We start from the raw sequence: 26,849 nt of genomic DNA, 5'->3' as shown, positions 1-26,849 counted from the left end.
ACGTAATGCCTATCCTGCCCGCAGTCGCGACGCTATAATCGCCCCATCTTTTCCTATTACGGGTACGCATCAATGATCCGCAGCATGACCGCCTACGCCCGGCGTGAAATCAAGGGTGAATGGGGCAGCGCAGCCTGGGAGCTGCGTTCCGTTAACCAGCGCTACTTAGAAACCTACATCCGTCTGCCGGAGCAATTCCGCAGCCTGGAGCCGGTGATCCGTGAACGTATCCGTGGCCGCCTGACCCGCGGCAAAGTCGAATGCAACCTGCGTTTCGAACTGGATCCAAGCGCGCAAAGCTCGCTGATCCTGAACGAAAAACTGGCCAAACAGCTGGTCGAAGCCGCCAACTGGGTGAAAATGCAGAGCGACGAAGGAGAAATCAACCCGATCGACGTGCTGCGCTGGCCGGGCGTGATGTCCGCGCAGGAGCAGGATCTGGACGCCATCAGCGCCGAGCTGATGCAAGCGCTGGACGGCGCGCTGGATGACTTTATCGTCGCACGCGAGAGCGAAGGCGCCGCGCTGAAGACGCTGATCGAACAACGCCTCGACGGCGTCAGCGCCGAAGTGGTCAAAGTGCGCGCCCAGATGCCGAACATCCTGCAATGGCAGCGCGAGCGCCTGGTCAGCAAGCTGGAAGAGGCGCAGGTACAGCTGGAAAACACCCGCCTGGAGCAAGAGCTGGTGCTGATGGCGCAGCGTATCGACGTCGCCGAAGAGCTGGACCGTCTGGAAGCGCACGTGAAAGAGACGCACAACATCCTGAAAAAGAAAGAAGCCGTCGGCCGCCGCCTCGACTTTATGATGCAGGAGTTCAACCGCGAATCGAACACCCTGGCCTCCAAGTCGATCAATGCCGACGTCACTGCTTCCGCCATCGAGCTGAAAGTGCTGATCGAGCAAATGCGCGAGCAGATCCAGAATATCGAGTAATTTATCAGCATGTATCATGCTATATAAAATATTCATAAAAGCCCGTCACTTACGGGCTTTTTTAGTCTCATTCAGTCCCACTCCACCTACTCAAATCTCACCATTTTGATGTACCATAGACTGTACCAACCATGAAAATGGTACATACACTTTTGGTACAAGGTAGTTATTGAGCGTGGGCAAACTTACGGATATACAGATAAAAGCTTGGGTAAAGGCGGGGGAACGCTTCGAAGGCAGGGCCGATGGTAATGGTCTCTATCTTTGCTACCGCGATAGCTTCGCAACACCAAAATGGCGCTTCCGCTACAGTTTGGCAGGTAAAGCCCGAGCTATGTGGATCGGGTCCTATGGGGAGCTTTCCCTTGCTAAAGCGCGTGAAACAGTCAGGATGCTTTCCGCAAGAGTAGCTCTAGGGTATGACGTGGCCGGTGAGAAAAAAGAGCGTAAGGCTTCCGCCATTGCAAAGATCGAGGCTGACAAAAATGCACGCAAGGTATCAGATCTAGCAACTGAGTATTTTGAACGCCAAATCCTTGGTCGCTGGAAACATCCTGATATTCTCCGTCGTCGTATCGATAAGGATATCAATCCGCATATTGGTAATCTCAAAGCCGACGAAGTTAAACCACGGCATATAGATGAAATGCTACAAAATATCGTTTCACGTGGCGCCCCAACCGTAGCCAACGATGTCTTACGTTGGACTAAAAGAATTTTCAATTACGGGATTAAAAGACATATTCTTGAGGTAAACCCTGCCGCTGCATTCGAACTTGCGGATGCAGGTGGGCAAGAGAAATCGCGGGAAAGATTTCTTACTGATGACGAACTATCCCAATTATTCTCGGCAATGAAAAAAGCCAAAGGATTCGGCCGACAAAATGAGCTCACGTTTAAACTACTTTTACTCCTTTGTTGTAGGAAAATGGAGCTATGCTCAGCTCGATGGGAAAACATAGACTTAAATAATGCCATTTGGCACCTAACCGGTACAAAAAATGGTGATGATATTGATATTCCCCTCCCCGAGAATGCCATATTATGGCTAAATGAACTCAAGATTATGTCATGCAACAGTGAATGGGTTCTTCCCGCAAGGAAAATGCAAAATCGTATGATCCCCCATATTGTAGAAAGCACCCTCCCAGTTGCTCTTGCAAAGCTACGACCTCACTTACATGGCATTGATAATTTCACTATTCATGATTTTCGACGTACAGCCAGAACACACCTCGCCTCGCTTGGCGTTGACCCTATAGTTGCAGAGCGCTGTCTTAATCACAGAATCAAAGGTGTTGAAGGTATTTATAATAGGCATCAGTACTTTGATGAGCGCAAAAAAGCATTACTATTATGGCAAGATAAATTAATTAAGTTAGATATGGACTCTGATTAAATGAAAAGTTTTCAGCGGATGACAGAATTCGAAAGATTCGCAACCTTACCGTCTATTACTATCGATGAGCTCTCTAAATGTTTGGTCGGAGTATCACCATACGCAAGAAGAAAAGACATAGATGGTGAACATCTTGAGATAATCACTCATATACGAGTGAGAATAAAAAGAACTCTAGAAGAGATTTTCAAAAACGAAAAAATACCCAGGGTTACAAACTATGGTGAATACAAACCGCATCCGCACCCAATAGATATGGATGAGAAGGTAAAATCAGACATTATATTCTCAGTCGGATTTAACTGTCGGGATGATGTGACAACGCCAAGTGCAATCATTGATAGATGTAAAGTTGCCATTAGTAGTTTAGCAATGAACTCCAAAACAAGGTCACTTCTTCAATTCATTGGTGGCGAAGCTGAATTGCTGGGTAAGCAATTAGTTGCTAATAATAGAGGGCTATACAAAAAAGAAGAGGAAGTTGTTAGCCTAAATAAAATTATTGGTATAACCGTAAGCTTACTTGCGCAGGAGAAAAATAAGTCCAATCCATCAAAATGGCTAAAAAAAGACAACACTGTATGTGTTGAGCATGTTAAAGACTTAATTGATGACTTTGTCGAAAAAAATGGAATTTCCAGTGATGGGTTAAGAGCCTCTTCGATCAGAAGTAAAATATCAGCAGCCATAAAGACAATTTACGACTAAAATCAATATATTAACACTCACAAAACATACATGTGAGTGTTTTACCACCTTAAAAACCAACTCATCACGCTCCATCACCCTCCATCCCCCTCCCTGCGTATCCATGCAGCTCCCAAAGATTACCCATAAAAATAAAAACAAATAAAAATCAATTAGATACAAACAAAACAACACCACACCAACTCAATGAAATTGGTTTTGTTTTATTGGAATTAACATTGATTTTATGTAATTCCATTTTCGCTGGAACTACAACGCCGTGGGTTTTAATCTCGCATCATCTCATGGCATCACAGGTATCAACATGCAAACAACTAATTGTAATAATTACGGTTTTATACCTCAGACGGGTTTTGTTAGACAAAGAACGCTTATGCCTTGTTTGCCTTTTTCACACGCAACACTTTGGAGAAGGGTTTCAGCAGGAACATTTCCAAAACCAGTAAAAATTTCAGCGAAGATTACTGCATGGAAAGCAGAAGAAATCAGGGAGTGGATCAATGCTCAAAACGATCTTGCCTGATGCGGCCAGAACGCCGCATCAAACAAAGAATCAACCTTTGGGCTCGATACCACGGCGTTTTAATTCGTTTCTGGCTAACTCTTTGAACCAGTTTCCGAGGCTCATCTCGTCTTTGGCTGCTTCGGTGTTTAGCTGTTCTCTTAGGTCTGGCGGGATTCTAATTTGAAAAGTCGGAGAAAAACCTTCGCCTTTAGGACTTTTGTCTCGTTTTGCAGTTGACATGTACGTACATAACCTCTTAGTATCATCACCGTTATGTACGTACACTATCACGGCGTGCGTATTAAACACAACGGCTCTGAACAGTGCGGTAACACTGCCAGAGCCTCACCATTCACGTAAATTGAGAGCAACGCTATGGCTACATCAAAGTGTACCTACATCTTTGCCGCAATCAACCGCACCCAGCGCAAAGTCCGTCCGGTGATGTTGCGTATTACTGCCGGTGACGAACGCAGCGCCCGCCGCCAGTTGGCCGGTGACTACGTACTCCTGTTCGCTGGTCGCCTGCCACAGGGAGGCTGCCATGCGTGAGTTTCCCCAGCACGGCGAGCGCTATCGCCATCAGCAAGGCAGAACGGTGCGTATCCTGAGCCTGTATCGCGCCGATGAGGCAACGGCCCGTAACAACCCGGAGTTCGCCTATGAAGTGGTGTTTGAGTATGACCTGTCCGGCAACATGACTTCCATGCCGCTGCCGTGGTTCAGTGAGGTGTACCGCAAAATCGCCGATGCGCCGCGCAACCTTGCTCCCCGGCCAGCCGCCGGTCAGTCGCCGCTCAGGCTGCACCCGTCTGTAAAGGTGGTCTACAGCCGCCCGCGAGAGACACGACGGCCGACGCCGGAGCACAACGACACCCATTATTCCCGCTTCCTGTAACGCGGTTTATCACGCTTCATTTTCTTCGATTCTGACGGACAAAAATCATGACTTCATCACATGGGCAATCATCAGCTCAGGGCACGCTGTTGCCGCCATCCTGCCGCTACCTGTCTTACGGCATGACCGAAGACGCCTTTGAGAAACTTAATCGCGCCAAGCAGGCGTGTTCGCTGCTGGATATGTTGTTCGCCGGGCAGGCCGCCTCTACGCCGTTCCCGACCGGCATCACCACGCAGGAAATGGCCGCCATGGTGGCTTACCTGTCGGAGGATTTGGCCTTCGTTCAGGCGCAGTGCGCCGCAATTAACGGGGAGGTGGTCGCATGACGCTGGATAACGGTTCTGCCTCCTGCATTCCACTGGAAGTGCGCACCGCGCTGTTTCGTCGCGCGGTGGCCGAAGCCTATCTCGCCGCCTGTGCGGCGCAGGGCATGGCGCTTCCCCACACGCTGGACAGCCTGCAGATGCTGATTGCCAGCGACATCGAAGCGCTGTTTGTGAATCTGCACGGCGTTGACGAAGGCATGGCGATTGCCTGCTCGTTGCTGGGCGATATGGTGGCCCCGGACATTCTGCTGGCGGCACCGCAGCTCACGGCACAGGGCTGCAACATCATGGCGGAGCTGTGCGGCGTGGCGGTCACGTCCGGCCATCCGGCACCGACGCTGCATTAAGGGGGCGCAATGACCAAGTTAGAACAGACCAAACAGGCCGCCCGCGGCCGCTGGGACGTTATTTTTCCGCTGCTGGGGGTCACTGTCCCCCCTCACGGCCAGCACGGCCCCTGTCCGTCGTGCGGCGGCACCAAGCCGTTTCGTATGGACGACAAGAACGGCGACGGCCGCTGGATTTGCACGCACTGCACACACGGCGACGGACTGGACTTGGTGGCGAAGGTCAACGGCCTCAGCCTCGGTCAGGCCGTCAACGAAGTGGCCGACGTGCTGCAACTGAGTCAGGTGCAGCAACAGCCGCCCAAGCCCGCCAGAAGAGAAGCCGCCAAACCGGCACCGGCGGTGGCCGACACGGTAGCGCAGTGGCTGGCCGCCTGCACGGAGGGGCAAAGCGAGTATCTTACCAGCAAGGGGTTTGCCAGCCTGCCGCAGCCGCTGACCACCACGGCCCGCAAGAGCGGCGGCGTGGATTTTCCGCCGGGGTCGTTGCTGCTGGCGCTGACGGACATCCACGGCGCCGTGACGGGCGCGCAGTTGATTTCTCCGCTGGGTGATAAGCGACTGTTGCCGGGGACGGTGCAAAAGGGGGCATTTATCGCTCTCAGCACGGCCCCACTGAGCGACACGCCGCCGACGCAGGTGATTATCACCGAAGGCTACGCCACCGCGCTGACGGCCGCCCAGCTCGCCGCAGGCTGGGTGGTGGCCGCCATCTCGGCCAGCAACCTGCCGAACGTAGCGCAGGCGGTGCACGCCCGCTGGCCGCAGGCCCGTATCGTCATCGCCGGAGACAATGACTTCTACGACGGCAAAGAGAACACCGGCAAGGTCTGGGCGGAGAAAGCCGCCAAGGCCGTCAACGGCTGCGTGACGCTGCCGCCGACCCGCCATAAGGCGGACTGGAACGACTTTATGCAGGAGAACGGCCCGGCACGCGCCAAGGAGGCATTTAACGAAGAGCTGGTGCAACTGGGTAAGTCGGCGGTGAAACTGCCGCAGGGCTTCCGGCTGACGCAGGAATACCTGTGGTTCGACAAGCAGGTGCAGAAGTCGGACGGCGACACCGAAATCCGCAACATCAAAATCAGCAACCCGTTGCGGGTGACGGCCATCACCTGCGATGCCGACGGCGGCAACTTCGGCCGTTTGCTGGAATGGGAGGACACCTACGGCCAGCCGCGTAAATGGGCGATGCCGATGGAGATGCTGAGCGGCAGCGGCGAAGAGCTGCGCCGTATCCTGCTGGTCAACGGCCTGTCGTACATCAGCACCACCGGCGAGGCCCGCGCCCGGCTGATGGAGTACATCTCCCTGTGCAAGCCTGAGCGCAAAGTCACCTGCGTGAACAAAACCGGCTGGCACGGCGACGTCTATGTGTTGCAGGACGAGGTTATCGGCGACGGTGCGGAAGCGGTGATACTGCAAACCGCCAGCGTGCAGGGCAAAGATTTTCGCGTGGCCGGGACGCTGGACGACTGGCAGGAGCAGATTGGCCGGTACTGTGTCGGCAACTCCCGCGTGGCCTTTGCGGTCAGTCTGGCGTTTGCCGCGCCGCTGCTGCGACTGGTGGGAATGGACGGCGGCGGGTATCACCTCAAGGGCGAATCCACCGACGGTAAGACCACCACCATGAAGGCGGCCACCTCGGTGTGCGGCGGCCCGGATTACTGGCACACGTGGCGCTCCACCGGTAATGCGCTGGAAGGTACCGCCAGCCGCCGTAACGACGCGGCGATGATGCTCGATGAAATCCGGGAAGTGGACGGCCGCGAGGCCGGAAACATCGCCTATATGCTGGCGAACGGCCAAGGCAAGGGGCGGGCGGGCACCGACGGCGAGTTACGCGCCCGCAAGCAGTGGCGGCTGTTGTTCTTCTCGACCGGGGAACTGTCGCTTACCGAGCACGCCGCCCGCGCCGGCGAACGGACGTTTGCCGGGATGGAAGTGCGGATGCTCCAGATACCGAGCGACTCCGGTAAATACGGCGTATTTGAAAGCCTGCACGGGTTCGACAGCGGCAAGGCGCTGGCGGAACATTTTGAAGTTGCCACCGCGACGGTGTACGGCACGCCGTTCCGCGCCTGGCTGAAAGCCCTCACCGCCGACCTGAACGGCATGACGGCCAGCGCCAAGGCGCTGATGAAGGAGTACACCCAACTGCTGATGCCGGATAACGCCGGTAATCAGGTCGGGCGGGCTATTAACCGCTTTGCGCTGGTTGCCATGGCCGGGGAGCTGGCGACGCGACTCGGCATCACCGGCTGGCCGGAGGGGGAAGCACTGCGGGCGACCCAGACCTGTATGCGCGCATGGCTGGCTGACCGAGGTCACAGCGCCAATCAGGAAGACATTGCCGCGCTGGAACAGGTGCGCACCTTCTTCACGGCCGGGCAGTTCAGCCGCTTTGCCGACTGGCATAACGAGATGAACCGCCCCGGCAACATGGTGGGCTGGCGCAAGGTGGAGAAAGGCAACCATGCCCGGCAGGTGGAGGCGGTGACGACGTTCTATGTGATGCCGTCCGGCTGGAAAGAAATCTGCAAGGGCTACGATGCGCGGAAGGTGGCAAGGCTGTGTGCAGAGGCCGGTTTTCTGGTTCCGGCCAAGGACGGCAAAATGCAAACGGCCACCCGCCCGCCAGAGATGGGCGTCAAGAAGCTGTATGTCTTCACCAGTGACGTCTTAGGGTAAGGCTTTACGCGAGTCTTATTATTGAGGGGTAACAGAGGTAACAGGGGTTACATCTTTGTAATCACTAAAGAAAATCTGTTACCCTTTTTATTTGGTTTGGGGTAACAGGGGTAACAATATCGGCGTCGTTTTATCCTGTTACCCGTTGTTACCCCAACAATTCTCGCCGGGGTAACACATTTTTCCCTTTAAAATCATATCTGTAACCTGTGTAACCCCTGTTACCCCGCAAATCGATAAAGGCATAGGCCGATTTACCGAAACGCCCCTTCTCTGGCGGGCCATTTCTTCCCCCAAAGTGTCACCTAACCCATTGAAAAAAGGCCACGTTGTGTAGCCGGAGTGACAACCGTGTTTGATTGAGCGGTTGTGCCGGTTATCGGACACTGTTCACACAACATAACGAACTGGAGTTTTTTTCGATGACCACCAAGACCCCGCTTGTCGCACTGTCTGAACGCTTGTTGCAGCAACAACCCGGCTTTGATGACGCACGTAGCGGCTTTTACAAAAAGAAAACGGAGCTGAATGACATCCGTCAGGTTATTGCGACCACACATGATAAGAAACGCGCAGCGGAAGAGCAGGCCGTCATGGACGACAAAGGCTGGCGTAAGCGGTTCCGCAAGGCAAAAGGCGAACTGACTCCGGAGATGCAAGACCTGCATACCCAACGCATCATCAAACGTGAACTGGTGAATGAATACGACGGGCTGCTGGCCGAACTGGAAGATGATAAGGAAGAGGCGATGGTTGCGGTCTGCAACGCCGCCAGTGCTTATGACCTGAAGCACCGCACGCTTTTGCGCACCTACTCCGAAATGACGCTGGAGGTTGCGTTGGATCAAGCCTCAATCCTGATCCGCGCGGTTGCTTTGCGACTCCATGCCCAGTCGCGTCTCGGCCACGATGAACAGCAGTTCCATAACAACAACCTGTGCGCGCGAGATCCACACGGTGTCGTGATGCAGGAAGTTATGCAGGCACTGGTTGAACGCGCCACTAATTTCCACCTGAGTACAGAGGGCGACCCTATTCTTGAGGCGATTGGGTTGTACGGCCCGGATTTCAGTGGCCTTGACCAGAGGCTAATTAACAGTCCGGCCGCACGGATCAAACTCGGCAAGGAAATCGCTGCCCGCAAACAAGCCAAAGCGGAAGAGGAGGAATAACCATGATGCGCTGTCCTTTCTGCCGCAGCGGCGCACATACCCGCACCAGCCGCTATCTGACGGAACAGACCAAAGAGGCTTATTACCAGTGCCAGAATATTGACTGCTCCAGCACCTTTAAGACGCGGGAGAGTATCGAACACGTGATCCGCCAGCCATTGCCGCCACAACCGCTCATGGCGCCGGTGTCACCGCCACCACAGCAGCGAACGCTGAACCGCTACGGAAGCCACCACTACGTACATTGATACCTCCCGACCCGCCCCCTTCCCGGTGCGGGTTTTTTTATTACTTCACCCCCTCCCGTTTTGCGGCTTTTTCTCTGGCGGGCCTCTCTTTTTGAGCGTGCATGCATAGGGTGCATGATTTTGCATGCAGAAAAATGCATTTTTCACCCCCTCCCGCCCCAGTACTGACGCGGTTTGGAGCCGGTCATGCAACTGCATGAAAAGCGGTACATGAAGCGGGCAGGCGAGGCGGGGATAGCATTGCGCGCCGAGAGGTTTGAACGACTTTTCGTTCGCGGTATCAGCACGTCACTGAACTATCTACTTATACAATCATCCCATCTCGAGCATTGACACGATACATGTTGTGGCAACCCTCTGACTACGCCTGTGATGTATGGATTGGGCGGCTCTGAGATAATATTGCACTTTATGTTACAGTATTGAGAATCCTCTTAGAAAGAATGCAGGCACTACATATAGATGAATCGCCATTTTAAATATCTATATGTGCTCTCCATCAAAAAATATCAATGCCTTTCCTTGCTGAATGAAACAAGGTGGTGTAAAGGGTATATACAGGAATTGAAAAAAAACGCCGTAAAGGTATAATCACGCGGTTTTTTACGTGTCAAACGTTAAGGGAAAAACCATGTTAAGCTTAGTGCAGGTGGTGGAAAAAGAAAAAAATGAAAAGGAATCAGTTGGTTCCGAAGCCAACCGCATGCCTTATAACAACAATAACAATGTTGAATGCTTAGTTACCAGAAGAAATAATAAGGCTTTATCCAAAGCTAGGGATAAGGTTCTAAAGGCTGCTACCAAATTAAATTGGTAGAAATACTTAACAAAGAAATAATAAGCATACGAACACTATTTAAAAGGCTAATTTTTTAGCCTTTTTATTTATAAAAACTCTGGAGACTTTCATGGCAGATACTGCAGAAAATATTATCCCTGTAAAAACAGAATTCACTTCAAATAGTGATAGCATCCACGATATTAAAGGTAGAAGATCACAAGAGTTAATTGTCGGTTTATGTGGTGCTATAGGCTCAGGAATAAAAAGTCTAAAAGACCAATTACTACATTGCCTAACTCAAAATGGATATCATGTTGAACACATTAGAATTAGTGATCTTATTTCTGATTTTGGAAAGGTAAGTACTATTCATTTAGATAGTTACCAGCGTTACGACACGCTACAAAATGTTGGTGACACTCTAAGAAAAGAGCATGGTAACTTTATCTGCGCAGAATTAGCCGTGCTTTCAATTCAGGAGCGAAGAGAAGCCATTTATGGTGGTGAATCATCTGAACTAACAAAAAATACAAAGAAAACCGCCTATATCATAGACCAAATCAAACATCCGTCCGAAGTTGAATTATTTAACCAAGTTTATAAAAGTAATTTCTACTTAGTTGGACTTTTGAGAACCGTATCCGAAAGAATACAAAACCTAAAAGATGAAGCAATAGGTAATGATAATATTTCGAAAATAATTGAGCGAGATAGAAAATCAAAAGAAAAAAATGGTCAGCAAGTTGAAGAAACACTACAACTATCTGATTATTTTATAAAAAATCTTGACACAGACGTTATGAGAAGGTCAGTTCAAAGGCTTATAGATCTCATCCATGGCGTTAACCATATTACTCCGTCCAAAGATGAATCCGGAATGTACTCCGCTTATTCCGCCTCGTTAGGATCCGCTTGCCTTTCCCGCCAAGTTGGTGCATCCATAATGGATATAGAGGGTAATGTGATCGCAACTGGCCGCAATGATGTTCCTGCTTTTGGTGGTGGGTTATATACGTCTGAAAGTAGTAAAGATAAACGATGCTTTAATAAAAATGGATGTCATAATGATAGGCACAAAGCATTATTGAAAAATGAAATAAAATCAATCCTTCAAGAAAATGGTTTATTAAATGCCAATGAGCTTGCAGAAACAATCATGAAGGAAACTAAAGCGAAATATCTTATAGAATATTCTCGCGCAGTACATGCAGAAATGGATGCTATTATTGCATTAGCAAGAAATACTAACATCGGTACAACTGGAAACAGTCTATACTGCACTACATATCCTTGCCATGTGTGTGCTCGCCATATTGTTGCTGCCGGAATTAAACGAGTTGTTTACATTGAACCATACGAAAAAAGTTTAGCCCTCCAATTACATGACGATACCATCTGCCAACCAGACCATGCTCCATCACATGATAAAGTCTTGTTTGAAAATTTTGAGGGCGTCGCACCTAAAAGGTATGCAAAATTCTTCGGGTATAATAGGAAAAGGAAAAACGCTAATGGTAAGCCCATAAATTATAGCATTGAAGAGTCTTACCACGTAGATACCCAATACCTTGATAGTTATGGTGAGTATGAGTCAAAAGTAATAAGCAACATACGTTCAAAATTCAATCTTGGAAGTTGAATTTCAGAATGTACCAAAACGTGTACAAAAAACAAGAGAAAGAATAAAAAACATTATAAATCAACAACATGAAAAAATAAAATCATATAGATCCAGAATATCGAGTGATCCTGCCCCTTATGTCATCAAGCCCGCGCCACGCGGGCTTTTTTATGGCTGCAAATCAGCGATAGGCGGCCACCAGCTCCTCACCGATCAACCCCATTTTCTGCAGCTGCACCGCAATGCTCCAGGTTGAGCGCTCGAACTCATCGCTCAGCGCTTCCAGCGTCGCCCCGGCCGCATGGCTCTCGCGCAGCCGCAGTTTTTCCTCTTCCGGCCAGGGGAAGTAGGCATTGGCAGGTCGGCCCTCGACCAGATTCTTCTGCCGTTTCTCCTCCGGCGTCAACCGGGCTTTTTTCTGCAGTTCAGCCTCACCTCCAAACTCGTTAGCTAACGCGAACAGCAGCCGGATAGCCTCCGGTGCGCAGGCCGCTGAAGCCGGTTTCAACAGCTCGCCGGTGTCGGGATTAACGCCGTTGGCCAGCGCCCTGAGCAAAGTGCCGGTATTCATCGTTCGCCTCCTTGTCCGAGAAAATGCGCGCCGGTCACGGCGCCTGTTCCAAACATGTTTCTCTTCCTCAGCCAAGAAAACCACGCTTTGCGCCATGAAAAATCGCCGATTGCGAACCAGATTCCAGGCGTTTGCACATAAGTAACGGGGATTACATCAAGTTGCGAGCCGGCAGGCCTCTGGGGAGCCGGCTCACCGGGGGCTTATGAAAAACTGCCGAGCAGCGCGTGCGGATGACAATCGGCAAGATATCCCGCATGCCATAAGTATTTTGTTCTAATTATCACGCAAGGTAATGAAAGGATGGCGATGCTGTGGCTAAATGTGTTTTTTTCCTGCCCGTGAACCGTACGGACCGTTTATGCCACAAATTCTGCAATTTATTATGGCCCTGGTGGTGATCATCGCCCTGGCGCTGCTGGTCAGCAATAATCGCAAGAAAATCCGCCTGCGCTATATCATCCAGCTGTTGGTGATCGAAGGCGCGCTGGCCTATTTCTTCCTGCACTCCGCCAGCGGGCTCAGCGTGATCAAACACGTCGCCGGCTTCTTCGACACCCTGCTCGCCTACGCTGCCCAAGGATCGGAGTTCGTGTTCGGCGGCATGAGCAAGGATGGTCTGGCGTTCATCTTCCTCGGCGTTTTGTGCCCTATCATCTTTATTTCCGCCCTGATCGGCATTTTGCAGCATTTCCGCATCCTGCCGCTGATCATCCGCCTGGTCGGCACCCTGCTGTCCAAGGTCAACGGCATGGGCAAGCTGGAATCGTTCAACGCCGTCAGCACGCTGGTGCTGGGGCAGTCGGAGAACTTTATCGCCTATAAAGGCATCATCGGCGATATCTCGCCGCGCCGCATGTACACCATGGCCGCGACCGCCATGTCGACGGTTTCGCTCTCCATCGTCGGCGCCTACATGTCGATGATCGACGCGCAGTACGTGGTGGCGGCGTTGATCCTTAATATGTTCAGCACCTTCATCATCCTGTCGATCATCAACCCGTATCAGGTTGAAGACGAGCCGGAGCTGAAGCTGAACAAACTGCATGAAGATCAGAGCTTCTTCGAAATGTTGGGCGAGTACATTCTGGCCGGCTTCAAGATTGCGATGATCATCGCGGCGATGCTGATCGGCTTTATCGCGCTGATCTCCGCCGTCAATGCGCTGTTCTCTGCGGTGCTCGGCATCAGCTTCCAGCAGATCCTCGGCTACGTGTTCTATCCGCTGGCCTGGCTGATCGGCATCCCGGCGGAAGAGGCCCTGAAGGCGGGCAGCATCATGGCGACCAAACTGGTAGCCAACGAATTCGTGGCGATGATTGAACTGAAGAAGATCGCGGCGGAGCTGTCGCCGCGCGGGCTGGGCATTCTGTCGGTGTTCCTGGTGTCGTTCGCCAACTTCGCCTCCATCGGCATCGTCGCCGGCGCCATCAAAGGGCTGAACGAGCAGCAAGGCAACGTGGTTTCCCGTTTTGGCCTGAAGCTGGTTTACGGCTCGACGCTGGTGAGCCTGTTGTCGGCGGCCATCGCCGGCCTGGTGCTGTAATCCCCACTCCCGGCCGCAGGGCCGGGAGTTCGTTTTAAAACGCCACGCACACCGGCGCATCCACCCGCATTACCGAATCCTGCGCGAACTGCTGCTTATAGCCGCTGCGCAGCGCCTCGATATTCGCCTCGCTCTCTTTGTCCGGCGCATGAATCAGCAGCAGCGCCTTGCTGTTCTCGCGCGCCAGCTTGCCGTCGTGACCCAGCCACTGTCCTTTGGCATCAAAGACCGTCAGCCCGTCTTTAAAACGCGGCGTCACCTGGCTATCAACGAAGGTTTGCCACTCGGCGGCAGTGATCGCCGGCCCCGCAGGGCGGTTCAGGCCGAAGTAGAGCGTTGTTTGCATCATCGGATCGCCGGTACGGCAAGCCGGGATGGGTGACACAGCCTGGTGGCCTGGCGCCACGCAGCCGCTCAGCAACAGGGCGGCCACCACGGCGCCGGCGGCCAGTTTCGGGGGGTTTTTCATCTGCAGTCTCGGTTTCTCGGTTGAAGGATTAGCTGCAAAAAGCATAGTCAGCGATGGAAACCAGCGCGAAATTTCTAATGCTTTTATTAACAGCAAGATGTTAAAAAAGGCTGGTTATCGGCAATAAAAACGGAGTTTGGATTAGCTAAATTAATCCGAAACGCCATCAGTGAAAAAAACTCAGTGGCGCGCGTCCTCGGCGGCGATTACCCTGCCGGCCATCATTCTGAGGCAAGTACGCTGTGAACCCCTTATGTTACTGAGCATCCTTTATATCATCGGCATCACCGCCGAAGCCATGACCGGCGCGCTGGCCGCCGGCCGCCGTCAAATGGACATGTTCGGCGTGATCATCATCGCCTCTGTCACCGCAATCGGCGGCGGGTCGGTGCGCGATATGTTGCTCGGGCATTTTCCGTTGGGCTGGGTCAAACACCCGGAATACATCGTCATCGTCGCGGTAGCGGCGATCGTCACCACCTGGGTGGCTCCTCTGATGCGCCATCTGCGCCGCCTGTTCCTGGTGCTCGACGCCGTCGGCCTGATCGTCTTCTCCATCATCGGCGCGCAGGTGGCCCTGGATATGGGGCACAGCGCCATTATCGCCGCCATCGCCGCGGTGATCACCGGCGTCTTCGGCGGGGTGCTGCGCGATATGTTCTGCAACCGCATCCCGCTGGTTTTCCAGAAGGAGATCTACGCCGGCATCTCCTTCAGCGCCGCCTGGCTGTATATCGGCCTGCAGCACCTCAGCCTGCCGCACAATCTGGTGGTGATCCTCACCTTGGTCGCCGGCCTGAGCGCGCGTCTTATCGCCCTACGCTTCCGCCTCGGCCTGCCGGTGTTCAACTACCAGCATCCGGATCACTGATCTCGGGGCGGCAACGCGCCGCCGCCGAGGCCAAAACTGCAAAAATGTCGCCCTTCGACGCGCAAATTCGCCCTTTCGACGCTTTTTCCACGCAAAGCCGCGGGCAAAATGCGAGCTAACGCTGCACCCGGCGCGTTAGCCGTGTATACTGTGCGGAGAAAATACACATCCGCTGTTTTTGGCATATCAACCGTTATCAACGAACATCATCATGGCTCAAGGCACGCTTTATATTGTCTCTGCTCCCAGTGGCGCAGGTAAATCAAGTCTGATTCAGGCTTTGTTAAAGACGCAACCGCTGTACGACACGCAGGTTTCGGTTTCGCACACCACGCGCGACAGTCGCCCGGGTGAAAATCACGGCGAGCATTATTTCTTCGTCTCGAAAGACGAATTCCGCCGGATGATCGAGCAGGACGCGTTTCTTGAGCACGCCGAAGTGTTCGGCAACTATTACGGCACTTCGCGCGCCGCCATCGAACAAGTCTTGTCGACCGGCGTGGATGTGTTTCTGGATATCGACTGGCAGGGCGCGCAGCAAATCCGCGCCAAAATGCCGCAGGCGCGCAGCATCTTCATTCTGCCGCCGTCGAAGGAAGAACTGGGCCGCCGCCTGCGCGGGCGCGGGCAGGATTCCGAAGAGGTGATCGCCAAACGCATGGCTCAGGCCGTGGCGGAAATGACGCATTACGCGGAGTACGATTACCTGATCGTGAACGATGATTTCGATCTGGCGCTGTCCGATCTGAAGACCATCATTCGCGCCGAACGCCTGCGTTTGGGCCGCCAGTTGCTGCGGCATGACGCTTTAATCAGCAAACTATTGGCAGACTGAAGGCAGTTTCAGTATCATGCCCAGTCTTTTCGTCACCTGTGGAGTAGCACAAATATGGCACGCGTAACTGTTCAAGACGCTGTAGAGAAAATTGGTAACCGTTTTGACCTGGTGTTGGTCGCTGCTCGTCGGGCGCGTCAGATCCAGACCGGCGGCAAAGATGCACTGGTTCCGGAAGAGAACGACAAGTACACCGTTATCGCCCTGCGCGAAATCGAAGAAGGCCTGATCACCAGCCAGATCCTCGACGTGCGTGAGCGCCAGGAACAGCAAGAGCAGGAAGCCGCAGAGATTCAAGCGGTTACCGCGATTGCTGAAGGTCGTCGTTAATTAGACTGCGAGTCCGCCTTGTACCTGTTTGAAAGCCTGAATCTGCTGATTCAACGTTACCTGCCCGAGGAGCAGATTAAGCGCCTCAAACAGGCATACCTCGTCGCGCGCGACGCGCACGAGGGCCAGACACGCTCCAGCGGTGAGCCCTACATTACTCACCCGGTCGCCGTGGCCTGCATCCTGGCGGAAATGCGTCTCGATCACGAGACGCTGATGGCGGCGTTGCTGCACGACGTCATCGAAGATACCCCAGCCACCTATCAAGATATGGAACAGCTGTTCGGCAAGAGCGTCGCCGAACTGGTTGAGGGCGTCTCCAAGCTCGACAAGCTGAAGTTCCAGGACAAGAAAGAAGCGCAGGCGGAAAACTTCCGCAAGATGATCATGGCGATGGTGCAGGATATCCGCGTCGTGCTGATCAAGCTGGCCGACCGTACGCACAACATGCGCACCCTCGGTTCGCTGCGCCCCGACAAACGCCGGCGCATCGCGCGTGAAACCCTGGAAATCTACAGCCCCCTCGCCCACCGTCTGGGTATTCATCACCTGAAAACCGAGCTGGAAGAGCTGGGCTTCGAGGCGCTGTACCCAAACCGTTATCGCGTGATCAAGGAAGTGGTGAAAGCCGCGCGCGGCAACCGCAAAGAGATGATTCAAAAAATCCTCTCCGAGATCGAAGGGCGGCTGACCGAGGCCGGCATCGCCTGCCGCGTCAGCGGAAGGGAAAAACACCTCTACTCCATCTACCTCAAGATGCACCTGAAAGAACAGCGTTTCCATTCCATCATGGATATCTACGCGTTCCGGGTGATCGTGAAAGAGGTCGATACCTGCTACCGCGTACTCGGCCAGGTGCACAGCCTGTATAAACCGCGCCCGGGGCGGGTGAAAGATTACATCGCCATTCCCAAGGCCAACGGCTATCAATCGCTCCATACCTCGCTGATCGGCCCGCACGGCGTACCGGTCGAAGTGCAGATCCGCACCGAAGACATGGACCAGATGGCTGAGATGGGGGTGGCCGCGCACTGGGCTTACAAGGAAAGAGAACAGGGCGAAACCGGCACCACGGCGCAGATCCGCGCCCAACGCTGGATGCAAAGCCTGCTGGAGCTGCAGCAAAGCGCTGGCAGTTCGTTTGAATTTATCGAGAGCGTCAAATCCGATCTGTTCCCGGATGAGATTTACGTTTTCACCCCGGAAGGTCGCATAGTCGAGCTGCCCGCCGGCGCCACGCCGGTCGACTTCGCCTATGCGGTGCATACCGATATCGGCCATGCCTGCGTCGGCGCGCGCGTCGATCGTCAGCCATACCCGCTGTCACAGTCGCTGACCAGCGGCCAGACCGTCGAGATCATCACCGCACCGGGCGCGCGGCCCAACGCCGCCTGGCTGAACTTCGTGGTCAGCTCGAAAGCACGCGCCAAAATTCGCCAGATGTTGAAGAATCTCAAGCGCGATGACTCCGTTGGCCTCGGCCGCCGTCTGCTCAACCATGCGTTGGGCGGCAGCCGCAAGCTGGCCGAAATCCCGCAGGAAAACATTCAGCACGAGCTGGACCGCATGAAGCTGGCGACGCTGGACGATCTGCTGGCGGAAATCGGCCTCGGCAACGCCATGAGCGTGGTGGTGGCGAAGAATCTGCAGGGCGATCAGTCCAGCCTGGGCACCACCTCCGGCGTGCGTAACCTGGCCATCAAGGGCGCCGACGGCGTGTTGATCACCTTCGCCAAGTGCTGCCGTCCGATTCCGGGCGACCCGATTATCGCTCACGTCAGCCCGGGCAAAGGGCTGGTGATCCACCATGAATCTTGCCGCAATATTCGCGGCTATCAGAAAGAGCCTGAGAAGTTCATGGCGGTCGAGTGGGATAAAGAGACCGAGCAGGAGTTCATCGCCGAGATCAAGGTGGATATGTTTAACCACCAGGGCGCGCTGGCCAACCTGACGGCAGCGATCAACGCGGCCGAGTCCAATATTCAGAGCCTGAACACCGAAGAGAAAGACGGTCGGGTTTATAGCGCCTTTATCCGCTTGACCACCCGCGATCGCATCCATTTGGCAAACATTATGCGTAAAATCCGTATCATGCCGGATGTGATCAAAGTTAACCGCAACCGAAACTAGCGCTTATGAGTCCTGAACGCTATGCGCGGATTTGTGAAATGCTCGCGACCCGGCAGCCGGATTTGACGGTCTGCCTGGAGCAAGTGCACAAGCCGCATAACGTCTCCGCCATTATCCGCACCGCCGACGCCGTCGGCGTGCATCAGGTCCACGCCGTGTGGCCCACCACCCGCATGCGCACCCTGGTTTCCTCCGCCGCCGGCAGCAACAGCTGGGTCAGCGTTAAAACCCATCCCACCATCGGCGACGCGGTCGGTCACCTGAAAGCGCAGGGCATGCAAATTCTGGCCACCAACCTGTCTGCGCGCGCGGTCGATTTCCGCGAAGTGGACTACACTCGGCCAACCTGCGTGCTGCTCGGCCAGGAAAAAACCGGCATCACCGAAGAAGCGCTGGCGCTCGCCGATCAAGACATCGTCATTCCGATGATCGGCATGGTGCAATCGCTCAACGTCTCCGTGGCTTCGGCGCTGATCCTGTATGAGGCGCAGCGCCAGCGGCAAAACGCCGGCCTGTACCGCCGCGACAACTGCATGCTGGACGAAGAAGAGCAGCAGCGTCTGCTGTTCGAAGGCGGCTATCCGGTGCTGGCCAACGTGGCCAAACGCAAGGGGCTGCCGCGTCCGCAGATCGACGAACAGGGCCAGGTGGTCGCCAGCGCCGAATGGTGGGCGGCCATGCAGGCGACGGTGCGCAAATGAAAGGCCGCCTGCTGGATGCTGTCCCACTCACCACGCTTTCCGGGGTTGGCGCCAGCCAGGCGGGCAAACTGGCCAAGCTTGGCCTCGAGACCATTCAGGATCTGCTGCTGCACCTGCCGCTGCGCTACGAAGACCGCACCCGCCTCTACCCGATCAACGATCTGCTGCCGGGCATCTACGCCACGGTAGAAGGGGAAGTGCTGCGCAGCGACATCAGCTTCGGCCGCCGCCGCATGCTGACCTGCCAGATCAGCGACGGCACCGGCATCCTCACCATGCGGTTCTTCAACTTCAACGCCGCAATGAAGAACAGCCTAGCCACCGGCCGCCGCGTGACCGCCTACGGCGAGATCAAACGCGGCAACCACGGCGCGGAGATCATTCATCCGGAATACCGTATTCAGGGCGAAGCCAGCGAGGTCGAGCTGCAGGAGTCGCTGACGCCGGTCTACCCCACCACCGAGGGGGTGCGGCAGGCCACGCTGCGCAAGCTGACCGACCAGGCGCTGGCGCTGCTGGATACCTGCGCCATCGCCGAACTGCTGCCGCCGGAGCTGAGCGGCGGCCTGATGAGCCTGCCGCAGGCGCTGCACACCCTGCATCGCCCGCCGCCGGACATTCAGCTGGCGGATCTGGAACTGGGCAAACACCCGGCGCAAAAACGCCTGATCCTCGAAGAGCTGCTGGCGCATAACCTCAGCATGCTGGCGGTGCGCGCCGGCGCGCAGAGTTATCAGGCGCAACCGCTGCTGCCGGACGATCGGCTGAAAAACCGTTTTCTCGCCCAGCTGCCGTTCTCGCCGACCGGCGCGCAAACGCGCGTGGTGGCCGACATCGAAGCCGACATGCAAAAAGACTTCCCGATGATGCGGCTGGTACAGGGCGACGTCGGTTCCGGCAAAACGCTGGTGGCGGCGCTGGCGGCGCTGCGCGCCATCGCGCACAGCAAGCAGGTGGCGCTGATGGCGCCGACTGAGCTGCTGGCCGAACAGCATGCCAACAACTTCCGCCAGTGGTTCGAACCGCTGGGGCTGCAGGTCGGCTGGCTGGCGGGCAAACAGAAAGGCAAGGCGCGCATCGCGCAGCAGGAAGCCATCGCCAGCGGCCAGGTATCGATGGTGGTCGGTACCCACGCCATCTTCCAGGAGCAGGTGCAGTTCAACGGCCTGGCGCTGGTGATTATCGATGAGCAGCACCGCTTCGGGGTGCATCAGCGGCTGGCGCTGTGGGAGAAAGGCGAAGAACAGGGCTTCCACGCCCATCAGCTGATTATGACCGCCACGCCGATCCCGCGCACGCTGGCGATGACCGCCTATGCCGATCTCGATACCTCGGTCATCGACGAGCTGCCGCCAGGCCGCACGCCGGTGACCACCGTCGCCATTCCCGATACCCGCCGCGCCGACATCATTCAACGGGTGAAAAGCGCCTGTCTGGAAGAAGGACGACAGGCTTACTGGGTATGTACGCTGATCGAAGAGTCCGAGCTGCTGGAAGCGCAGGCGGCGGAAGCCACCTGGGAAGAATTGAAAGCCGCGCTGCCGGAGCTGAAGGTGGCGCTGGTGCACGGCCGCATGAAAGCGCAGGAAAAGCAGGCGGTGATGCAGGCGTTTAAACAGGGCGAGCTGCAGCTGTTGGTCGCCACCACGGTGATCGAGGTCGGCGTCGACGTGCCCAACGCCAGCCTGATGATCATCGAAAACCCGGAACGGCTGGGCCTGGCGCAGCTGCACCAGCTGCGCGGCCGCGTAGGGCGCGGCGCGGTGGCCTCACACTGCGTGTTGCTGTACAAAACGCCGCTGAGCAAAACCGCGCAAACGCGCCTGCAAGTGCTGCGCGACAGCAACGACGGCTTTGTCATCGCCCAGCGCGATCTGGAGATCCGCGGCCCGGGCGAGCTGCTCGGCACCCGCCAGACCGGCAGCGCCGAATTCAAGGTGGCGGACCTGCTGCGCGATCAGGCGATGATCCCCGAAGTGCAACGCGTCGCTCGCCATCTCCATCAGCACTATCCGGAACACGCCCTGGCGCTGATTGAACGCTGGCTGCCAGAGAAGGCGCGCTACTCCAACGCATAAAAAAGGGCGCCTGCGGCGCCCTTTTCGTCATGACTCGCGATATCACCCCACCGCCGGGAACACCGGCAGCAGCAAATACAGCTTAATGACGATGGCGTTGGCGATATCGATAAAGAACGCCCCCACCATCGGCACCACCAGAAACGCCAGATGCGACGGGCCGAAGCGATCGGTGATCGCCTGCATGTTGGCGATCGCCGTCGGCGTGGCGCCCATACCGAAGCCGCAGTGGCCGGCGGCCAGCACCGCCGCGTCGTAGTTCTTGCCCATCACCCGGTAGGTGACGAAGATCGCGTACAGCGCCATCACCAGCGTCTGCACCGCCAGGATCGCCAGCATCGGTAACGCCAGCGAAGCCAGCTCCCACAGGCGCAGGCTCATCAACGCCATCGCTAGGAACAGCGACAGGCTGACGTTACCCAGCACCGATACCGCCCGCTCAAACACGGTATAGAAACCGGTGAAGGCCAGCGTGTTGCTGAGGATCACCCCGACGAACAGCACGCAAACGAAGTTAGGCAGCTCAAACACCGTACCGTTCAGCAAGCCGGCAATCAGCTGCCCCAGGCTCAGACAGATGGCGATCATGGCGATGGTTTCGATCATCACCAGCGAGGTGATCAGGCGGCCGCTTTCCGGCTTCTCGAAACCGCTCGGCTGCACGCTGTCTTCCGGCGTGCCTTCCGGCGTAGAGGAGTGTTTGACCAGATAGCGCGCCACCGGGCCGCCGATCAGGCCGCCCAGCACCAGGCCGAAGGTGGCACAGGCCATGGCGACTTCCGTCGCGTTTTCAAAGCCGTAGCGCTCGATGAACAGCTTGCTCCAGGCCGCCCCGGTGCCGTGGCCGCCCGACAGGGTGATCGACCCGGCGATCAGGCCCATCAACGGATCCAACCCCAGCATTTTCGCCATGCCGATGCCGATGGCGTTCTGCACCAACAGCAGCCCCAGCACCACGAACAGGAATACCATCAGCGCCTTGCCGCCGGCGCGCAACCGCGCCAGGTTGGCATTCAGCCCGATAGTGGCGAAAAAGGCCAGCATCAGCGGATCCTTCAGCGACATGTCAAAGCTGATTTCCCAGTTGGCGAACTTTTTCAGGGCTAACAACAGAAGGGCCACCAGCAAACCGCCGGCGACGGGGGCAGGAATGGTATATTTTCGCAGCAGAGGAATGCTTCTGACGCACTTGCCCCCGAGGAGCAAAACCAGCGTCGCGGCGACTAACGTGCCATAAGTATCAAGATGAAACATCCAGGTACTCCATGTAAGGGAAAAGATCCAAATAAAAATAATAAGTTATAGAAAACCACTGAGTTTTTAAACTTGATGAGTGCAGGATTAGAAGTAAAAAACGCTAAGATGACAAGAAAAAATGAATGAAAATGCGACATAAACAGGAAAGTTGACAATATAATATTTAGGCGCAACCGTTTGCTTTTGCGGGGCGGCGCATTAAAATGCCTGCTTTGCCGTATCTGGAAACGCCACACCATGAGCATGTCATCCTCCGAGCTTGATGCCACACGCCAAGCCGCCTCAGAATCCCGCGCCAGCGAACTGATTTATCGCCTCGAAGACCGCCCGCCGCTGCCGCAAACGCTGTTTGCCGCCGGCCAGCATCTGTTGGCGATGTTCGTTGCGGTGATCACTCCGGCGCTGCTGATCTGCCAGGCGCTGGGCCTGCCGGCGCAGGATACCCAGCACATCATCAGCATGTCGCTGTTCGCCTCCGGCCTGGCTTCCATTCTGCAAATCAAAACCTGGGGGCCGGTGGGTTCCGGGCTACTGTCGATTCAGGGCACCAGCTTCAACTTCGTTTCGCCGCTGATCATGGGCGGTCTGGCGCTGAAAAACGGCGGCGCCGACGTGCCGACCATGATGGCCGCGCTGTTCGGCACCCTGATGGTCGCTTCTTGCACCGAAATTTTGCTGTCGCGCGTGCTGCATCTGGCGCGCCGCATCATCACCCCGCTGGTTTCCGGCATCGTGGTGATGATCATTGGCCTGTCGCTGATTCAGGTCGGTTTGACCTCGATCGGCGGCGGTTATGCCGCGATGAACGATCACAGCTTCGGCTCACCGAAAAACCTGCTGCTGGCCGGCGCGGTGCTGGCGGTCATCATCCTGCTGAACCGCCAGCGCAACCCTTACCTGCGCGTCGCTTCATTGGTGATCGCCATGGCGGTCGGCTATCTGTTGGCCTGGGCGATGGACATGCTGCCCGCCGACGCTCCGGCGGCACCCACGGCGGCGATCACTATTCCCACGCCGCTCTATTACGGCCTGGGCTTCGACTGGAACTTGCTGCTGCCGCTGATGCTGATCTTTATGGTCACCTCGCTGGAAACCATCGGCGACATCACCGCCACCTCTGATGTCTCCGAACAGCCGGTCAGCGGGCCGCTGTACATGAAGCGTCTAAAAGGGGGCGTACTGGCCAACGGCCTGAACTCGATGCTGTCGGCGGTGTTCAATACCTTCCCCAACTCCTGCTTCGGCCAGAACAACGGCGTGATCCAGCTGACCGGCGTCGCCAGCCGCTATGTCGGCTTTGTGGTGGCGCTGATGCTGATCGCGCTGGGGCTGTTCCCGGCGGTAGCCGGCTTCGTGCAGCACATCCCCGAGCCGGTACTGGGCGGTGCGACCATCGTGATGTTCGGCACCATCGCCGCCTCCGGCGTGCGCATCGTGTCACGCGAGCGCCTGAACCGCCGCGCCATCATGATCATGGCGCTGTCGCTGGCCGTCGGCATGGGCGTCTCCCAGCAGCCGCTGATCCTGCAGTTCGCGCCGGACTGGCTGAAAACCCTACTCTCTTCCGGCATCGCCGCCGGCGGCATTACCGCCATCGTGCTGAACCTGGTGTTCCCGCAGGAACACGAGAAAAAGTAACCCGCCCATTTGCGTTCAAACGGCCGCTTGCGGCCGTTTTTTATTGTCTATCAGACCATTGCCCTTGAGATGCCCGGCCAATTGCGGCATAAACAGGGTATCTTTTTTGACCGATGCGGATGTAGACGATGAAATTTATCGGAAAGCTGTTGCTGACGTTGCTGCTGCTGATCGTGCTGGCGGTGGTGGTGCTGTACCTGGTCGGGCAAACCCGCTGGGCGGCAGGCCGCCTGAGTGCCTGGATCAGCGACAACAGCGAATACCGCCTGTCGATAGGAAAAATCACCCATTCGTGGAGCCAACCGGACCAGATCGGTCTGGAAGACGTGCAGCTGGCGCGCAGCGGCCAGCCGCAGGCGCTGGTTGCCAAACGCGTCGATCTCGGCCTCAGCCTGCGCCAAATCACCGAGCCGCGCTATTTTCACAGCGTCACGCTGCGCGACGGCACGCTGAACGTGCAGCCACAGGCGGCGGCGTTGCCTGTACAGGCCGACGTGCTGCAGTTGAGCAACATGGCGCTGCAGTCCAACGATAACGAGTGGCAGCTCAACGCGCAGCAGGTCACTGCCGGCATCACGCCGTGGCGCCCGCTGGCCGGCCATCTGCTGGGGGACAACAACCAGTTTCAGTTCAGCGCCGGTTCGATGACGCTGAACGGCATCCCCGCCTCGAAGGTGTTGGTGCAGGGGGAGCAAAAGCAGGGCCAACTGCTGTTGAACAACTTCGGCGCCGATCTGGCGCAGGGCGACCTGACCGGCGTGGCCAGCCGCGCCGACGACGGCAGCTGGCGGGTGGATCGCCTGCGGCTGAGCGGCGTGCGCCTGCAGACCCCGTTGACGCTGGCGGAATTCATGCAGCGCTTTACCACTCTGCCGCCGGTCACCCTCAAGCGTTTCGATCTCATCGACGCGCGCCTGGAAGGCAAGGCATGGGCGGTTAACGATCTCGATTTGTCGCTGCAAAACGTCAGCGTCGAAAAAGGCGACTGGCGCAGCGAAGACGGCTCGCTCAACTTCAACGCCAGCGACGTGATCAACGGCGGTTTCCACCTGATCGATCCGATCGCCACCCTACGGCTCTCTTCCGCCGGCATCGCCATTCAGCAATTCACCACCCGCTGGGAAGGCGGGCTGCTGCGCACCTCCGGCAACTGGCTGCGCGCCGGCAAACGCCTGCAGCTGGATGAAGTGGCCATGGCGGCGCTAGAGTACACCCTGCCGATAGACTGGCGCGAGCTGTGGCTGAAACCGCTGCCGGGCTGGCTGGCGGAGGTGTACGTCACCAAGCTGACCACCAACCGCAATCTGATCATCGATATCAACCCGGCATTCCCATTCCAGATCACCGCGCTGGACGGTTACGGCAGCAACCTGCTGCTGGCGCGCGACCACCAGTGGGGCATTTGGTCCGGTTCGCTAAACCTGAACGGCAGCGAGGCCACCTTCAACAAAATCGACGTGCGGCGCCCTTCGCTGGCGCTGAACGCCGACGCCAACCAGATCACCGTCACCGAGCTCAGCGCCTTTATGCCCAATGGGTTGCTGGAGGCCAAAGCGACCGTCGATCAGCTGCCGGGCAAGCCGTTCCAGCTGATGCTGCACGGCCGTTCGGTACCGATCAATACCTTGCAGCAATGGGGATGGCAGCCGGTGCCGCTGACGGGCGACGGCAACCTTGAGCTGCAGTTGAAAGGGCTGCTGAACAGCGACGGGCCGTTCAAGGCCTCATTGAAAGGCAATCTGCAGGCCACCGCCGGCGACGGCCAAGCGGTGAACCAACAACTGCCGTAATGCACTGCGCGGCCCGCCCTCAGGGCAGGGCCGCCACCCTACTCTTCCAGCGCTTCAGAGCCACCCTGATCCAGCGGCACATCCGGCTCAGCCGGCAACACCATGTAGGTGCCTTCGAATACCGCGCCCTTATCCTCGTCGCCGAACAGATGCACTTCGGCGTGCACGCGCGCGCGGCGGCCGCGCGCCAGACGCGCCAAATCGCCGCTCAGCGAGCCCAGATCCGCCACCGCACGCGGCCTGCCGGTAATCGGTTTGCTGTAGCGAATGTGCGCGTCCGCCAGAATGATGGTGCCGCCGAGATGGCGCTCGCGCAGCAGCAGCCAAATCAGCCCCCAGGCGGTCAGCGTCGCCAGCGAGAACAGGCTGCCGGCGAACAGCGTGTGGTGCGGATTCTGGTTGCCGATCTCCGGCATGGTGGTGACGAAGCGCTGGCCGGTGTATTGGCTGATGCGCACGCCCATCTTTTCGCTCAGCGGAATGTGTTCATACCAGGCCTGCTGCAATTGGCCGCACCAATCAGGGCGATGCAGGATATCGTCCAGCGTCGCCACCGGTTTGATCATTAAAAAGTGACGGATCGGGGTGGTCTGCGGCGCGGTGATCTCGCCCTGATTGACGAAGCCCAGCTTGGCGAAGAAATCCACCGCGTCTTCACGGGCGCTGCACACCACCCGCTTCACGCCTTCCTGCCGCGCGACGGACTCCAGCGTTATCGCCACCAGCGTTCCCAACCCTTTATCCTGCAACGTCGGGTCTACCGCTAGAAAACGGATCGCCGCCTCGTTGTCAGCATTGATATACAGCCGCCCGATGGCGACAATTTTACCGGCCTCGTCCACCACCATTTGGTGATGGGCCATGGCGTCATAGGCATCCTTTTCCGAACCCACCGGCTGGTGCAGCGGCTTGCGCAGCATTTCCCAGCGAAACTGGTAATACTCCTTCAGTTCTTGCTCTGTTACGGGTACTCGTAGGTGATACATAGACGCCTATTC

General features: G+C 56.3%; 27 protein-coding genes. 22 read left to right on the top strand and 5 right to left on the bottom strand.

Translation table 11 applies throughout. The features are described from left to right. The first annotated feature begins 72 nt into the window (after positions 1 to 72). From RE418_RS06630 to RE418_RS06615, 4 genes are all read left to right on the top strand, one after another. On the top strand, positions 73 to 936 hold the full coding sequence (locus RE418_RS06630; RefSeq protein WP_015379441.1) for a YicC/YloC family endoribonuclease: 864 nt from the start codon (positions 73 to 75) through the stop codon (positions 934 to 936). A gap of 175 nt (positions 937 to 1,111) precedes the next feature. After that, a complete protein-coding gene (locus RE418_RS06625; RefSeq protein WP_043148440.1) occupies positions 1,112 to 2,335 on the top strand; it encodes a site-specific integrase in 1,224 nt (407 codons plus the stop codon). Further along, positions 2,336 to 3,043 carry a hypothetical protein gene (locus RE418_RS06620; protein WP_308354171.1) on the top strand — a complete coding sequence of 236 codons (708 nt, stop codon included), beginning with the start codon at positions 2,336 to 2,338 and terminating at the stop codon, positions 3,041 to 3,043. Positions 3,044 to 3,347: 304 nt separating this feature from the next. Continuing rightward, entirely contained in the window at positions 3,348 to 3,566 is a 219-nt protein-coding gene (locus RE418_RS06615; protein WP_072010297.1) for an AlpA family transcriptional regulator, read from the top strand. A gap of 30 nt (positions 3,567 to 3,596) precedes the next feature. On the opposite strand, the gene RE418_RS06610 is transcribed toward RE418_RS06615, so the two are convergent. Next, positions 3,597 to 3,788: a toxin-antitoxin system HicB family antitoxin gene (locus tag RE418_RS06610; RefSeq protein ID WP_149571885.1), complete on the bottom strand. Its 192-nt coding sequence runs from the start codon at positions 3,786 to 3,788 to the stop codon at positions 3,597 to 3,599. Between the two features lie 135 nt (positions 3,789 to 3,923). Here RE418_RS06610 and RE418_RS06605 point away from each other — a divergent pair, with 135 nt between their 5' ends. The 9 genes from RE418_RS06605 (at position 3,924) to RE418_RS06565 (ending at position 11,653) form a co-directional block, all read left to right on the top strand. Continuing rightward, the gene (locus tag RE418_RS06605; protein WP_164053487.1) at positions 3,924 to 4,100 is read left to right on the top strand and encodes a host cell division inhibitor Icd-like protein; all 177 of its coding nucleotides are present in this window, start codon (positions 3,924 to 3,926) and stop codon (positions 4,098 to 4,100) included. Beyond that, positions 4,093 to 4,446: a hypothetical protein gene (locus RE418_RS06600; protein ID WP_306686074.1), complete on the top strand. Its 354-nt coding sequence runs from the start codon at positions 4,093 to 4,095 to the stop codon at positions 4,444 to 4,446. The genes RE418_RS06605 and RE418_RS06600 overlap by 8 nt, the downstream gene beginning before the upstream one ends. 47 nt (positions 4,447 to 4,493) lie before the next feature. Then, positions 4,494 to 4,775, top strand: a complete 282-nt coding sequence (locus tag RE418_RS06595) for a hypothetical protein (protein ID WP_043148424.1) — start codon at positions 4,494 to 4,496, stop codon at positions 4,773 to 4,775. Next, positions 4,772 to 5,122: a DUF5375 family protein gene (locus tag RE418_RS06590; RefSeq protein ID WP_193168780.1), complete on the top strand. Its 351-nt coding sequence runs from the start codon at positions 4,772 to 4,774 to the stop codon at positions 5,120 to 5,122. Before RE418_RS06595 ends, RE418_RS06590 begins: the two co-directional genes overlap by 4 nt. A 9-nt stretch (positions 5,123 to 5,131) precedes the next feature. Next, positions 5,132 to 7,813, top strand: a complete 2,682-nt coding sequence (locus RE418_RS06585) for a TOPRIM and DUF927 domain-containing protein (RefSeq protein WP_193168779.1) — start codon at positions 5,132 to 5,134, stop codon at positions 7,811 to 7,813. Positions 7,814 to 8,235: 422 nt separating this feature from the next. Further along, entirely contained in the window at positions 8,236 to 8,985 is a 750-nt protein-coding gene (locus RE418_RS06580) for a hypothetical protein (protein ID WP_342095379.1), read from the top strand. Positions 8,986 to 8,987: 2 nt separating this feature from the next. Further along, complete coding sequence (locus RE418_RS06575) at positions 8,988 to 9,233, top strand: ogr/Delta-like zinc finger family protein (RefSeq protein ID WP_164099042.1); 246 nt, start codon at positions 8,988 to 8,990, stop codon at positions 9,231 to 9,233. A 631-nt stretch (positions 9,234 to 9,864) separates the two neighbouring features. Further along, the gene (locus RE418_RS06570) at positions 9,865 to 10,050 is read left to right on the top strand and encodes a hypothetical protein (protein ID WP_342095380.1); all 186 of its coding nucleotides are present in this window, start codon (positions 9,865 to 9,867) and stop codon (positions 10,048 to 10,050) included. Positions 10,051 to 10,141: 91 nt separating this feature from the next. Further along, a complete protein-coding gene (locus RE418_RS06565; protein ID WP_043148429.1) occupies positions 10,142 to 11,653 on the top strand; it encodes an anti-phage dCTP deaminase in 1,512 nt (503 codons plus the stop codon). Between the two features lie 163 nt (positions 11,654 to 11,816). Here RE418_RS06565 and RE418_RS06560 read toward each other — a convergent pair whose 3' ends face one another. Further along, a complete protein-coding gene (locus tag RE418_RS06560) occupies positions 11,817 to 12,206 on the bottom strand; it encodes a hypothetical protein (protein ID WP_089181455.1) in 390 nt (129 codons plus the stop codon). Between the two features lie 361 nt (positions 12,207 to 12,567). Here RE418_RS06560 and RE418_RS06555 point away from each other — a divergent pair, with 361 nt between their 5' ends. Then, positions 12,568 to 13,752 carry a NupC/NupG family nucleoside CNT transporter gene (locus RE418_RS06555; RefSeq protein ID WP_004931212.1) on the top strand — a complete coding sequence of 395 codons (1,185 nt, stop codon included), beginning with the start codon at positions 12,568 to 12,570 and terminating at the stop codon, positions 13,750 to 13,752. A 34-nt stretch (positions 13,753 to 13,786) separates the two neighbouring features. Here RE418_RS06555 and RE418_RS06550 read toward each other — a convergent pair whose 3' ends face one another. After that, a complete protein-coding gene (locus tag RE418_RS06550) occupies positions 13,787 to 14,221 on the bottom strand; it encodes a DUF3574 domain-containing protein (protein WP_049205349.1) in 435 nt (144 codons plus the stop codon). 253 nt (positions 14,222 to 14,474) lie between these two features. On the opposite strand from RE418_RS06550, the gene RE418_RS06545 reads away from it, so the two are divergent. From RE418_RS06545 to recG, 6 genes are all read left to right on the top strand, one after another. After that, a complete protein-coding gene (locus RE418_RS06545) occupies positions 14,475 to 15,092 on the top strand; it encodes a trimeric intracellular cation channel family protein (RefSeq protein ID WP_089181707.1) in 618 nt (205 codons plus the stop codon). A 211-nt stretch (positions 15,093 to 15,303) separates the two neighbouring features. Beyond that, positions 15,304 to 15,927, top strand: coding sequence for a guanylate kinase (gene gmk, locus RE418_RS06540; RefSeq protein WP_033636481.1), 624 nt, complete (start codon positions 15,304 to 15,306; stop codon positions 15,925 to 15,927). Positions 15,928 to 15,981: 54 nt separating this feature from the next. Further along, on the top strand, positions 15,982 to 16,257 hold the full coding sequence (gene rpoZ / locus RE418_RS06535; RefSeq protein WP_004931221.1) for a DNA-directed RNA polymerase subunit omega: 276 nt from the start codon (positions 15,982 to 15,984) through the stop codon (positions 16,255 to 16,257). A gap of 18 nt (positions 16,258 to 16,275) precedes the next feature. After that, positions 16,276 to 18,387, top strand: coding sequence for a bifunctional GTP diphosphokinase/guanosine-3',5'-bis pyrophosphate 3'-pyrophosphohydrolase (spoT, locus tag RE418_RS06530; RefSeq protein WP_015379445.1), 2,112 nt, complete (start codon positions 16,276 to 16,278; stop codon positions 18,385 to 18,387). A gap of 5 nt (positions 18,388 to 18,392) precedes the next feature. Further along, entirely contained in the window at positions 18,393 to 19,088 is a 696-nt protein-coding gene (gene trmH / locus RE418_RS06525) for a tRNA (guanosine(18)-2'-O)-methyltransferase TrmH (protein ID WP_399675973.1), read from the top strand. Next, positions 19,085 to 21,166: an ATP-dependent DNA helicase RecG gene (gene recG, locus RE418_RS06520; RefSeq protein WP_089181456.1), complete on the top strand. Its 2,082-nt coding sequence runs from the start codon at positions 19,085 to 19,087 to the stop codon at positions 21,164 to 21,166. Before trmH ends, recG begins: the two co-directional genes overlap by 4 nt. Positions 21,167 to 21,208: 42 nt before the next feature. Here recG and gltS read toward each other — a convergent pair whose 3' ends face one another. Continuing rightward, entirely contained in the window at positions 21,209 to 22,420 is a 1,212-nt protein-coding gene (gene gltS / locus RE418_RS06515) for a sodium/glutamate symporter (RefSeq protein ID WP_025304708.1), read from the bottom strand. Between the two features lie 240 nt (positions 22,421 to 22,660). Here gltS and RE418_RS06510 point away from each other — a divergent pair, with 240 nt between their 5' ends. Further along, entirely contained in the window at positions 22,661 to 24,061 is a 1,401-nt protein-coding gene (locus tag RE418_RS06510) for an NCS2 family protein (RefSeq protein WP_025304709.1), read from the top strand. Between the two features lie 128 nt (positions 24,062 to 24,189). Then, positions 24,190 to 25,851, top strand: coding sequence for an AsmA family protein (locus RE418_RS06505; protein ID WP_060435245.1), 1,662 nt, complete (start codon positions 24,190 to 24,192; stop codon positions 25,849 to 25,851). A 38-nt stretch (positions 25,852 to 25,889) separates the two neighbouring features. On the opposite strand, the gene fabY is transcribed toward RE418_RS06505, so the two are convergent. Next, positions 25,890 to 26,837, bottom strand: coding sequence for a fatty acid biosynthesis protein FabY (fabY, locus tag RE418_RS06500; RefSeq protein WP_025304711.1), 948 nt, complete (start codon positions 26,835 to 26,837; stop codon positions 25,890 to 25,892). Positions 26,838 to 26,849: the final 12 nt, after the last annotated feature.

The sequence above is a fragment of the Serratia sp. szju genome (genome assembly GCF_044594185.1).
Lineage (GTDB): Bacteria > Pseudomonadota > Gammaproteobacteria > Enterobacterales > Enterobacteriaceae > Serratia > Serratia bockelmannii.
This window is presented reverse-complemented; position numbering and strand designations above follow the sequence as displayed.